An 11859-nucleotide genomic window follows, 5' to 3' on the forward strand; every position below is an offset into this window, starting at 1 on the left:
GGTTCATCTCGTCCACGGGGATCATGCCCTGGGTGTCCACGAGCCAGCGGCCGTCGAGCGCCTCGGTCATCCTGCTGGCGTCCCCGCCGCCGACGCCGGCCCCGCGGCCCTGGCCGGGCTGACCTCGGCCCAGGTGGCCGAACGCGTGGCCGCCGGCCGGGTCAACGTGCAGCCGAAGGACACCTCGCGCTCGTTCGGCACGATCCTGCGCTCCCACGTGCTCACCCTGTTCAACCTGGTCATCGCCCTGTGCGCCACGGTGATCGTCGTGCTCGGGCGCTGGTTCGACCTCCTGTTCAGCCTCGCCGCCGTGGCCAACGTGGTGATCGGCGTCGTGCAGGAGAACTCCGCCCGCCGCGCCCTGGACCGGATCGCGCTGCTCCACCAGGACGGCGTCCTCGTGGTCCGCGACGGCGCCCGCCGCGAGGTGCGGATCGAGGAGGTCGTCCTGGACGACGTCGTGGTGCTGCGCCGCGGGGACCAGGTCCCGGTGGACGGCGCGGTGCTCACGTCGGAGGGCCTGGACGTGGACGAGTCCCTGCTCACCGGCGAGTCCGACCCGGTGCCGAAGGCTCCCGGGGACGCGGTCCTCTCGGGCTCGGCCGTCGTCGCCGGCACCGCCCTGGTGCAGGCCACGGCGGTGGGCGCGGACTCCCACGCGGCCAAGCTGGCCGTGCAGGCCCGCCGGTTCACGCGCGCGCACTCCGAACTGCGGGCGGCCCTGGAGAAGGTGGCGCGCTGGCTCACGATCGCCCTGGTGCCGATCGTCGCCGTGATCCTCCACGGCCAGGTCACGGCAGCCGGCGGCTGGTCCCGCGTGCTCGGCGGCGGGGACCAGCCCGCGCTCGAGGCGGCCCTCGTGGCCACCGTGGCGGCCGTCACCGCGATGATCCCCCAGGGCCTGGCCCTGATGACCACCATCTCCTTCGCCCTGGCCGCCCTCAAGCTGGCCCGCCGCGCGGTGCTCATCCAGGAGCAGCCCGCCGTGGAGATCCTCGCCCGCGTGGACACGGTCTGCCTGGACAAGACCGGCACCCTCACGGAGGGCGGGATCGTCTTCCACGGCGCCCACGCGCCCGTCGGCGCCCCCGCCCTCCCGCACGACGACGCCGCGGCCGTCGCGCTGGACCCCGGCGCGCGGGCGGTGCTCGCCTGGCTCGGCGCGGACCCGGACGCCAACCCCACCGCCGCGGCGCTCCGGGAGCCGTTCCCGGCGGCCCCGGCCTCCTCTCCGACCGGCGTCGTGCCGTTCTCCAGCGTCCGCCGCTGGTCCGCCGTGACCTTCGGCCCCGACGCGGACGCCGCGCACCCCGGCATGGCCGGGACCTGGCTGCTCGGCGCCCCGGAGGCCCTCGCGGACGCCGCGCACCTGGGCCCGGAGCGCACCGCCGCGCTCACGGAGGCGTGCACCGCGCCTGCCGACCGCGGGCTGCGGACCGTGCTGCTGTGCCGCGCGTCGGACGCGCCCGCCGGGGAGACCCTCCCGGCCGGCCGCGAGCCCGTCGCCGTCCTGACTTTCGCGGAGGACGTCCGTCCGGACGCCGCCCAGACCCTCGGCTACTTCCGCGAGCAGGGCGTGGCCGTGAAGGTGATCTCCGGGGACAGCCCGCGCACGGTGGCGGCGGTGGCGCGCGCCGTCGGGATGGAGGTGCCCGGCGACGCCGTCGACGGTCGGACCCTGCCCGCCGACCCCGCGGAGCTCGCCGACGTCCTGGAGTCCCACGAGGTGTTCGGGCGCGTGGCCCCGGAGCAGAAGCAGGCCATGGTGGCGGCCCTGCAGTCCCGGGGGCACGTGGTGGCCATGACGGGCGACGGCGTCAACGACGCCCTGGCCCTGAAGACCGCGGACCTGGGCATCGCCATGGGCAACGCCGCCCCCGCCACCAAGGCGGTCTCCCGGATGGTGCTGCTGGACGGGCGGTTCGCCCGCCTCCCCGACGTGCTCCGCGAGGGCCGCCAGGTGATCGCCAACATGGAGCGCCTGGCGCACATCTACCTGACCAAGACGTCCTACGCGCTCCTGTTCGGCCTGGTGTTCTCCCTGCTGGCCTGGCCGTTCCCGCTGCTGCCGCGGCAGGCGTCCACGGCGGACTTCCTGATGATCGGCGCCCCGACGTTCTTCCTGGCCCTGCTGCCGAACCCGCGCCGCTACGTGCCCGGCTTCCTCCGCCGCGCCCTGCTGTTCGCGGTGCCGGCGGGCGTGACGATCGTGGCGGCGATGCTGGCGGTCTCCTGGTACGCGCGGCACCTCTCCTCGAAGCCCGTGGACACGGCCCAGCTGCAGACCGCGTCCCTGATCACGCTGACCCTGCTGGGCCTCTGGGTGCTGACGTGCATCTCCCGGCCGCTGCGCCCGCTCATGTGCGGCGTGGTCGCCGGCATGTACGCGCTGCTGGCCGCGGCCGTGCTGGTGCCGGCCTCCCGCTGGTACCACCAGATGGAGCTCCCCGCCCCGGACCTGCTGGCCGCGTCCCTGGCGATCGCCCTGGGCGGCTGCGTGGTCGTCGAGGCCGTGCACCGCATCCACCACGCCCGGGTGAGCGTCCCCGGCCGACGCGCGGCGGAGGGCTGAGGGGCCGCCGACCATTGACCGCCGGACGCTGAGTCGCCACAGTGGTGTCCACGAAAGCGCAACAGCGCGCCGGCCGCCCCGGAAGGGGGCGGGCCCGGTACTCGACGAAGGAGCACACCCCATGCGTTGGTTCACCCTCGCCGTCGGCGCCGCAGCCGGCTACCTCCTCGGCAGCGCCGAGGGCCGTCAGAACCTCCAGAAGATGACCGCGAACGCGCAGAAGGTCTGGAACGACCCGAAGACCAAGGACAAGGTCGGCGTCGTGAAGGACAAGGCCCAGGTCGTGGCCTCCGACGCGAAGGGCAAGGCCGCCTCGGCCGCGTCCGACGCCAAGCAGGCCGTCCAGGAGAAGACCTCCTCGAACCAGCCGTCCCCGGCCTCCAACAACGAGACCGTGACCACCGGCAACGCCCACGGCGCGGATCCGGACGTGGTCTCCGACCCCTCCACCCCGCTGGCAGACGAGGGCCCCGCGGCCTGATCGACCCCGCACGACGACGGCGGCCCGCCTCCCCCACGGGAGGCGGGCCGCCGTCGTCTGCGTGTGGGGCCGGGGTCCCCGGCCCCACACGCCGGGCTCACTTGGCGGTGGCCGTGTCCTGCGCCATGTCCTCGGCGGCGGGCGCCGTGACGGGCTCCACCGCGTTCCAGTCGGAGAACGTCACCGTGCCGCGCGTCCCGGGGCCGGTGGTCTCGACGGTGAGGAGGGTGCCGTCGTCGTCCGCCACGGTGAACGCGGTCAGGCTCGAGTCCGTGGTGCCGCCCTTCACCGGGGTGTCCAGGACGTAGCGGGTGGCGTCCCGTCCCTGGCGGCGGATGTCCGTGGCCCGGACGTCCGCGCCCTGCAGGGCCCCGGCCTGGGGGACGGCGGTGAGCACGCCGTCCAGGATGGAGCGCATGCTCGCGTCCCCGGGCAGGGGCTCGGCCTTCTTCCACTTCTCCGCGAACGCGGGGCGGCCCTCGCCGGAGACGCCGCCGGACTGCTCCAGGGTGAACCGCTCGTACCGCTGGCCGCCGACGGTGCGGGACTCGTCCCGCGTGATGTAGCCGTCCGTGCGGAACACGCCCGTGTAGGACAGGTCGGAGCTGTGGACGTCGCCGGCGATCTCGACGCCGTCCGGCGTGCCGGGGGCGGCGCCGGAGTCGTTGCGGGCCTCCGTGGTCAGCCGGACCGAGGACGCGTCCTGCAGCTGTGTGCGGGCGGCGTCCCAGGCAGCCGAGGCGTCCTCGCCGGAGGCGCCGCACGCGGAGAGGGAGAGGGCGGCGGCCGCGCCGAGCGCGGCCAGGGACAGCGCCCGACGGCGGGCGCCGCCGTGCGGGGCGGGGGTGCGGGGGGTGGTCGGTCGCATCAGTGCTGCGCCTCCTCCGGCGCCTCCGCCGGCTCGATCTCGTTCCAGTCGCTCAGGGCGAACTCCTGGATCACGCCGCCGTCCTCGACGCGCAGGCCCACGAGGTCGCCGTCCTCGTCCACGGTGAACGCGCGCACGGAGAACTGGCTGTCTCCGCGGGCGGCGGAGGCCACGTCCCCGGGCATCGCGTAGCGGTAGGCGGTGCCGCCGGACCAGTCGACCTTCTCGGGCTGCACATCGACGCCGTCCAGGGCGTCCGCGGCGGGCAGGCCCACGGCGTCGAGGGTGGCGCGCAGCGCGTTCTGCCCGGACTGCTGCGTCTCCGTCCAGCCGTCCGTGCGGTACATGGAGGCGATCTGCTCCGGCACGTCCTGGCCCTCGGTGTCCACCCTGGCCCAGGTCTTGCCGTCCGCGCTGACGGAGCGGACGGTCATCCAGGAGTCCCGGCCGACCTGCATGCGGCCGGTGGTCGTCCCGTCCGCGCCCTCCAGCGGCCCGGCCACGTCCCACGCGACCACGCTGGGGCCCTGGGAGTCGTTGACGGACGCCATGGTCATGCGGACGGACTCGGCGCCGTCGATCTGGGCGCGGGCGTGCTGCCACGCCTCCCCGACGTCCTGCTGGTCGGTCCCGCACCCGGCGAGGGTCAGGGCCGCCACGACCCCGAGCCCCGCCGCGTGCACGGCACGTCTGCGCTGCATGTGCTCCTCCTGCCGGGCGGGCAGCCGCGGCCGCCCGCCCACGTCTGTCGACCTGGTCGGGGCCACCCTACCGAGGCCGCCTGGACGCGCAGGCCGGAGCGGCGTCCGCTCAGCCCCGCCGGTTCCGGAAGGCGAAGGACGCGCCGTGGTGGTTCTGCGGCAGGTGGTCGCCGCGGCCGAAGAGCTTGTGGCGCAGCGTGCCGTCCGTGTACGCGGTCTTGTAGCGGCCGAGCTTCTGCAGCTCCGGGACCACGAACTCCACGATGTCCTCGAAGGTGCCCGGGGTGATGTGGTAGGCGAGGTTGAAGCCGTCCACGTCGGTCTCGTCGGCCCACTCGACGAGCTGGCGGGCCGCGGACTCGCCGCCGCCCACGATCACGGGGCCGAAGCCGCCGATGCCCACCCACTCGGCGAGCTTGCGCACGGTCCACCCCTCGTCCGTGCCGGAGGCCTTCTGGAAGGTCTCCACGGCGGACTGGATGGCGTTCGACTTCACGTCCCCGATCGGCTCGTCCAGGTCGTACTGGGACAGGTCGATGCCCATCCAGCCGGACATGAGCACGAGGCCGCCCAGCGGGTCCACGTACTGCGCCAGGTCGTCGTACTTGGCCCGCGCGTCCTCGTCGGTGGCCCCGGTGACGATCGTCTGCATCGCGAAGATCTTCACGTCGTACGGGTCACGGCCGGCGTCCACCAGGGCCTGGCGGATCTTCTTCACGGTGGCGGCCGCCAGCTCCTTCGTGGGGGAGTTGATGAACACGGCCTCGGCGTGCTTGCCGGCGAAGGCGCGGCCGCGCGTCGAGGCGCCGGCCTGGTAGATCACGGGGGTGCGCTGCACGGACGGCTCGGTGACGGCGTGGCCGGGGACCTTGAACCACGTGCCCTCGTGGGCGATGTCGTGGACCTTGGCCGGGTCCGCGAACACGCCGGACTCCTTGTCATAGACGACGGCGTCGTCCTCCCACGAGCCCTCGAGGAGCTTGTAGACGACGTCGAGGTACTCGTCGGCGTGCTCGTAGCGCTCGTCGTGCTCCATCTGGTCGTCCTGGCCCATGTTCTGGGCGGCGGAGGGCAGGTAGCCGGTGACCACGTTCCAGCCGACGCGGCCGCCCGTGAGGTGGTCGAGCGTGGCGAGGCGGCGGGCGAACGGGTAGGGGTGCTCGTAGGCGGTGCCGGCGGTGACGCCGAAGCCGAGGTGCTCGGTGACCGCGGCCATCGCGGAGACGAGCAGGAACGGGTCGTTCACGGGGGTCTGCGCGCCGGTCCTGATGGCGGCCTCGGAGGTGCCGCCGTACACGGAGTACGGGCCGAGGACGTCGGCGATGAACAGGCCGTCGAACAGACCCTTCTCCAGCGTCTGCGCCAGGTGCGTCCAATAGCCCAGGGTGTTGTAGTCGCGGGCGTGGTCGTCGGGGTGACGCCAGAGCCCCGGGGACTGGTGGGCGACGCAGTTCATGTCGAATGCGTTGAAGAGGATCTCGCGGTGCTCGTCCGGGCGGGTGGGTGCTCCGGCTCCGGCGTTCTCGGCGGTGCTCATGGGTCTCCTTTCCAAGGCCGCCCGACGCAGGGGCGCGGCCGGGCGGGCGACGGTTCCGCACCATGCAACGCCGACGCGGCCGGCGGTGGAAGTCGGTCCGGCCCAGGGGTTCATGACGGCTCTGCCGGGCCCGGCCACGCGTCCGGCGCCCGGTTCGTGACATGCCCTGACCGTGACGGAGGACACGTCCGCGGGTGGCGGCCCTGCGGCGCCCCTGCGGCGGCCCTGCGGCACCCCAGCGCTGAGCCAGAGGAATCTGCTGCCTCCACCCTGCGGAGACGACCGAAACGTCTGGCTCGGCGCTGGCCTCGGCGTGGGGCCCGGCGCCCCCGGTGTGACGCCCGTGTGACCCCTCCGGCGCCGGCGGCCGGGCGAACGCGCGGCCGACCGGGCCCACGGTGGTCTACTGGCATCCGTGTCCGTCCGGCGCCGACACCGACGACGAAGCGACGATGGGAGCCCTCCATGAGCGTGCACGCGCCTTCCCGTGCCACCGCCTCCACCCCGGCCCGGGGCGAGGACCGCAACAGCCTCGACGTCGTCTTCCGCGGCGTCGGGCGCACGTTCCCCTCCGCGGACGGACCACGCGTCGTCCTGCGCGACGTGGACCTGACCGTGGCGCCCGGCGAGGTGCTCGCCGTGATCGGCGCCTCCGGCTGCGGCAAGTCCACGCTGCTGCGCGCCGTGGCCGGCCTGGACCCGGACTTCGACGGGGAGCTGCTGATCGACGGTTCGCCCGTGCGCCCCTACGACGAGCGCACCGCCGTCGGCTTCCAGGAGCCGCGCCTGCTGCCCTGGCGCACCCTGCGCCGCAACGTGGAACTCGGCCTGCCCCGGGGGCTGGACCACGCCGCGGGCCGGGCCCGCGTGCAGGAGCTGCTCGAGCTCGTGGGCCTCGCGCCCTTCGCGGAGCACCGCCCCCGGGAGGTCTCCGGAGGCATGGCCCAGCGGGCCTCGCTCGCCCGCGCCCTGGCCCGCCGCCCCGGCGTGCTGCTGCTCGACGAGCCCTTCGGCGCCCTCGACGCCCTGACCCGCCTGAAGATGCAGGACCTGCTGCTGGACGTGCACGCCGCCACCGGCACCACCGTCCTGCTCATCACCCATGACGTGGAGGAGGCCCTGCAGCTCGCCGACCGCGTGCTGCTGCTCGCCCGTGACGTCCCCGCGCCCGACGGCGCGGCCCGCCCCGGAGCGACCGTGGGACGCATCGTGGACGTGCCGGGGGCCCGGCCCCGCGACCGCGCTGACGCCCGCCTGGCCCAGTTGCGCTCCGAGCTCCTCGAGGGCCTCGGCGTCGAGAGCCACGCCCGATGAGCGGCGCCGGCTCCGCCCGCCTGACCCGTCGCACGGCGCTCGGCCTGCTGGCCGCCTCCCTGCCCCTGGGCCTGAGCGGATGCGTCCTGCAGGGTGAGGCGACGGCCGGGCCGGTGAACGGTCCGGACACGCTGAGCATCGACTACGCCACCTACAACCCGCTCTCCCTCGTGATCCGCCACCAGGGATGGCTGGAGGAGACGCTCGCGCCCCGCGGGGTCCGGGTGAACTGGGTGTTCTCCGCCGGCTCCAACAAGGCCAACGAACTCCTGCGCTCGAACTCCGTGGACATCGGGTCGACGGCCGGCTCGGCCGCGCTGCTGAACCGGGCCAACGGGGCCCCCACGCGCATCGTGGGCATCGCCTCCCGACCGGAGTGGTCCGCGCTCATGGTCCCGCCCGGCTCGGACATCACGGACGTCGCCCAGCTCGCGGGCCGCACGGTGGCCGCCACGCGCGGGACGGACCCGTACTTCTTCGCCGTGCAGGCGCTCGAGGCAGCCGGGGTGGACCCGGCCGACGTCGAGATCCAGAACCTGCAGCACGCCGACGGCCGCGCCGCCCTCGCCGGCGGATCGGTGGCCGCGTGGTCCGGGCTCGACCCGATCATGGCGAAGGCCGAGGCCGAGGGCGCCCGCTTCCTGTACCGCGACCTCGCCCTGAACACGTTCTCCGTCCTCAACGCCACGGAGTCCTTCCTCGAGGAGGACCCGGAGACCGCCCAGACCGTCCTGGACACGTACGAACGCGCCCGCGCCTGGGCGCTCGAGCACCCGGACGAGACCGTCGGGATCCTGGCCGAGGCCGCGAAGATCTCTCCCGACGTCGCCCGCACCGTGATCCTCGAACGCACCAACGCGGACGTCAGCCCCGTGCCGGGCCAGGAGCTGCTCGACGCCCTGACGGGGGTCGGACGGATCCTGGTCGACACCGGGTCCGTCGACTACCAGCACCAGGTGGACGCCGCCCTGGCGAGCATCCTGGACACCCGTTTCGCCGAGGAGGCCATCCGATGAGCACCGCCCTGACCACCCCCGCCGCGACGACGGGCCCCGAGGCACGCGAGCGGTCGGGTCACGACGACGGGGGGACGGGGGCGCGCCGACGGCAGCGGTCCCGGGTGCTGGACCGGCCCGGCGCCCGGGCGGTGGTGGGGCTGGCCGCGCCCGCCGTCCTCCTGGTGCTGTGGTGGGCGGTGACGGCCGCCGGGCTGCTCTCCGCGGTGCAGCTGCCCTCCCCCGGCGCGGTGCTCAGCGCCGGCGTCAACCTGCTGGAGCGGGGCGACCTGTGGCTGCACGTGGGGATCTCCACCCAGCGCGTGCTGCTGGGCTTCCTGCTCGGCGCCGCGCTCGGGCTGGCCGTGGGGTCTGCGCTCGGGCTGTCCCGGTGGGCGGACGCGCTGTTCGCCCCGCTGATCGGGGCGCTGCGCGCGGTGCCCTCGCTGGCCTGGGTGCCGCTGCTGATCCTCTGGATGCAGATCGGCGAGGAGTCCAAGGTCACCCTCATCGCGATCGGCGCGTTCTTCCCGGTGTTCACCACCGTCTACGCCGCCCTGCGCCACGTGGACCCGCACCTGGTGGAGGCCGGACGGGCCTTCGGCTACCACGGGCTGTCCCTGCTGCGGACGGTGCAGCTGCCCGCCGTGGTGCCGGCCGTGTTCTCCGGCCTGCGGCTGGCCCTGGCCCAGGCCTGGCTGTTCCTGGTGGCCGCGGAGCTGATCGCCTCCTCGATGGGCCTGGGCTTCCTGCTCACCGACTCGCAGAACAACGGACGCACGGACCGCCTGATCCTGGCGATCATCCTGCTCGCCGTGCTCGGCAAGCTCACCGACTGGCTGCTCGGCCTGCTGGAGCGCCGGGCCCTGCGCCGCTGGGCCTGAGCCCGGCACGTCCGGCCGCCCGGCCGCGCGGACGGCACGTCTGCGCTGCATGTTCTCCTCCTGGGGCTGCTGCCGGCCGAGGCAGGGCGCCGCGGCCACTGGCGTCACCCTACCGGCGCTCGTCGTAGTCGACGCGCGCGGCCTCCACGGCGTCGTGGTGCTCGGCCGCCCAGTCCACCAGCGCGGCCAGCGGCGTCTCCAGCGTCCGCCCCAGAGCGGTGAGCTCGTACTCCACGCGCCGCGGCACACCGCCGTGATCCGTGCGCGCGACGATGCCGTCCCGCTCAAGGTCGCGCAGGGTGTCCGTGAGGACCTTCCGGCTGATCCCGTCGACGCCGTCGTGCAGCCCGCCGAACCGCAGCGGCCCCTCGGCCAGCGCGATGACGATCAGGGCCGTCCACTTGTTGGCGATGCGCGCCAGGGAGGTGCGGGACGGGCAGCTGGCCAGCAGCGGGTTCCATGAACGGTTCATGACGATCGTCTGAACTCCCCTCGTAGGCACGTTGAGGTGACCAGCGGCCCGCCGCCCACCATGGAAGGGCGACGGAGAGGTCGCGTTACCACCCACTGTAGGAGAGATGAGAATGAATAACCTCACCCCCGCCGAGGTCGTCGGCGCCTACTTCCAGAACCTGGCCGACGGCAACGTCGAGCAGGCGATGTCCGCCCTGGATCCGAACATCGAATGGCACCAGCCCGGTGAGAACCGGTTCGCCGGAGTGCACCGCGGGCCGGAGGCCGTCGGTGCGCTGATCGGCGGGATGATGGAGGTCAGCCAGGGCACCTTCGCGGTGGCCCCGGCCGGCCCGCTGATGACGAACGGCGACGTCGTCGCCGCCCCGGTCCGCTTCACGGGCCGCCGCGACGGCGAGGTGCTGGACCAGGACGGCATCGACCTGCTCACCGTCACGGACGGCCGGATCTCGCAGGTGCGGCTGTTCTCCTCGGACGGGCCGGCGGAGGACCGGTTCTGGGGTCAGTCCTGAGCGTCGCCCGCGGACGTGTAGGCGGTCGGCGGGGTGCCGTTCACGAGCCAGTCGCCGGCCATGCGCACCTTGAACGCCGCCGGGTCGTGGGTGGCGAGGGTGCGGGCGTTGCGCCAGTGCCGGTCGAGCCGGAGCGTGGCCGACGTCGCCGACGCGCCGAGCGTGTCGAAGATGCGGGTGCACACCTCGAGGACGGCCTCCGGCACCACGGCCTGGGCCCGGTACGCGGCGGCCATCGCCTCGGCGGACGCCGCCACGACGTCGGCCTCCGCCAGGCCGGCCCCGTCGGCGCCGTCCTCCCCCTCGTCGAGCAGACGCCCGATCTCGCGCACCATCAGCTCGGCCGCGGCCTGCCGCCCGGCCAGCTGTCCCATGATCTCGAGGAGCTGCGGGTCGTCCTTGGGCAGCGCGGCCGTGCCGGTGTTGAAGGTGCGGCGCCGCTTCCGCAGCAGCTGCGTGCCCTCCGTGAGCGCCGCCCGACCGATCCCGGCCTGCAGCGCCAGCAGGGTCGCCTCCATGAGCACGGGCACCGGCCCGTCCTGCCGCGGCACCTCGAGCAGCTCCTCGGCCGCGGCGTCGTCGAGCACCACGGACCCGGTGGCGGTCAGGCGCTGGCCGAACCCGTCCCAGTCGTCCTTGATGCCCACGCGCGGCTGACGCACGCGCACGACGGCGACGGCCCGGTCCGGCTCGCGGACCGCGCCCCCGGCCCGCTTGGAGTTCCGGCGGGAGACGAGGTCCGCCCCCTCGATGCCCACGGTCGCGGCGGTCCACGTCGCGAAGGCCGAGCCGGTCGCGTAGTACTTCTGCCCCCGCACGACCCAGGTGCCGCCCTCGTCCCGGCTGGCCAGGGTGGCGGCGCGGCCCGGCGCGGCCCCGCCGGCGCGTTCGGCCAGGGCGGAGCCGGCCCAGTCCCCCGCGACGATGTGCCGCAGCCACCGGTCCCGGCGGGCGGGCGCCTGGTCCATGGCCGTGGCGATGAACACGAGGTGGGAGCGCCAGACGTGCGCGGTGTTCACGTCCCGGGCGGCCAGATCCATGAGCAGGCGCAGCACGGTCTCGCTGCCGCCGCCCTCGCCGCCCGCGTCCACGGGGACGCCGACCTTGCCGAACCCGGCGGCCTGCAGCTCCCCGAGCGCGGCGAACGGCAGGTGCCGACCCGCCTCGCGGGCCCGCTCGCCGTGAGCGACGGAGTCGAAGGCGTCGGCGTACCGGGCGGCGAGGGTGGCGTAGGTGGTCATGGACCTACTCTGACACGCGCGGGCGGCCAGGGGGCCGGGACGCCCCGGCCGTGGGACGGGGTCCACACCGGCCGCCGTCGCCCTGGCCCGCGCCGGACGCCCGCGGGGCCCCGGCGGGCCGAGCATGACCGCCGGTGACGACGGTGGGCGCGGCGCCGTCATCGTCGTCCCTACCCTGGTCGGACCCGCCGACCAGGAGGAACCGCCGCCCATGACGCCCACCGAGGACCCCGCCCGCCCCGACCCGGCCGAGGAGGGCGTCATGGGCGGCGGTTCCTCC

The 11859-nt window shown here is 74.6% G+C and carries 11 protein-coding genes; 6 read left to right on the top strand and 5 right to left on the bottom strand.

Features of this window, described 5'->3' with window-relative positions:
• On the top strand, window positions 1-2572 hold a 2572-nt coding region (locus MHY29_RS08425; RefSeq protein WP_370643488.1), incomplete at its 5' end, for an HAD-IC family P-type ATPase.
• Between the two features lie 121 nt (window positions 2573-2693).
• Complete coding sequence (locus MHY29_RS08430) at window positions 2694-3053, top strand: YtxH domain-containing protein (protein WP_239240095.1); 360 nt, start codon at window positions 2694-2696, stop codon at window positions 3051-3053.
• 97 nt (window positions 3054-3150) lie between these two features.
• On the opposite strand, the gene MHY29_RS08435 is transcribed toward MHY29_RS08430, so the two are convergent.
• The 3 genes from MHY29_RS08435 to MHY29_RS08445 form a co-directional block, all read right to left on the bottom strand.
• A complete protein-coding gene (locus MHY29_RS08435) occupies window positions 3151-3921 on the bottom strand; it encodes a hypothetical protein (protein WP_239240098.1) in 771 nt (256 codons plus the stop codon).
• Window positions 3921-4622 (bottom strand): Tat (twin-arginine translocation) pathway signal sequence, encoded by a 702-nt coding sequence (locus MHY29_RS08440; protein WP_224355718.1) that lies wholly within the window; start codon window positions 4620-4622, stop codon window positions 3921-3923. The genes MHY29_RS08435 and MHY29_RS08440 overlap by 1 nt, the downstream gene beginning before the upstream one ends.
• Before the next feature lie 109 nt (window positions 4623-4731).
• A complete protein-coding gene (locus MHY29_RS08445) occupies window positions 4732-6159 on the bottom strand; it encodes an LLM class flavin-dependent oxidoreductase (protein ID WP_239240101.1) in 1428 nt (475 codons plus the stop codon).
• 465 nt (window positions 6160-6624) lie between these two features.
• Here MHY29_RS08445 and MHY29_RS08450 point away from each other — a divergent pair, with 465 nt between their 5' ends.
• From MHY29_RS08450 to MHY29_RS08460, 3 genes are read left to right on the top strand one after another with little or no spacing between them, the layout of a single operon-like run.
• Window positions 6625-7473, top strand: coding sequence for an ABC transporter ATP-binding protein (locus MHY29_RS08450; RefSeq protein WP_239240104.1), 849 nt, complete (start codon window positions 6625-6627; stop codon window positions 7471-7473).
• Window positions 7470-8489, top strand: a complete 1020-nt coding sequence (locus tag MHY29_RS08455; RefSeq protein ID WP_239240107.1) for an aliphatic sulfonate ABC transporter substrate-binding protein — start codon at window positions 7470-7472, stop codon at window positions 8487-8489. Before MHY29_RS08450 ends, MHY29_RS08455 begins: the two co-directional genes overlap by 4 nt.
• Window positions 8486-9352 (top strand): ABC transporter permease, encoded by an 867-nt coding sequence (locus MHY29_RS08460; protein WP_224355729.1) that lies wholly within the window; start codon window positions 8486-8488, stop codon window positions 9350-9352. The genes MHY29_RS08455 and MHY29_RS08460 overlap by 4 nt, the downstream gene beginning before the upstream one ends.
• A gap of 109 nt (window positions 9353-9461) precedes the next feature.
• Here MHY29_RS08460 and MHY29_RS08465 read toward each other — a convergent pair whose 3' ends face one another.
• Window positions 9462-9824 carry a helix-turn-helix domain-containing protein gene (locus MHY29_RS08465; RefSeq protein ID WP_224355730.1) on the bottom strand — a complete coding sequence of 121 codons (363 nt, stop codon included), beginning with the start codon at window positions 9822-9824 and terminating at the stop codon, window positions 9462-9464.
• A 112-nt stretch (window positions 9825-9936) separates the two neighbouring features.
• Here MHY29_RS08465 and MHY29_RS08470 point away from each other — a divergent pair, with 112 nt between their 5' ends.
• A complete protein-coding gene (locus tag MHY29_RS08470; RefSeq protein WP_224355731.1) occupies window positions 9937-10338 on the top strand; it encodes a nuclear transport factor 2 family protein in 402 nt (133 codons plus the stop codon).
• Here MHY29_RS08470 and MHY29_RS08475 read toward each other — a convergent pair.
• Window positions 10329-11579: an acyl-CoA dehydrogenase gene (locus tag MHY29_RS08475; protein WP_224355732.1), complete on the bottom strand. Its 1251-nt coding sequence runs from the start codon at window positions 11577-11579 to the stop codon at window positions 10329-10331. The genes MHY29_RS08470 and MHY29_RS08475 overlap by 10 nt on opposite strands.
• Window positions 11580-11859: the final 280 nt, after the last annotated feature.

Source organism: Micrococcus sp. ACRRV, assembly GCF_022346985.1.
Lineage (GTDB): Bacteria > Actinomycetota > Actinomycetes > Actinomycetales > Micrococcaceae > Micrococcus > Micrococcus porci.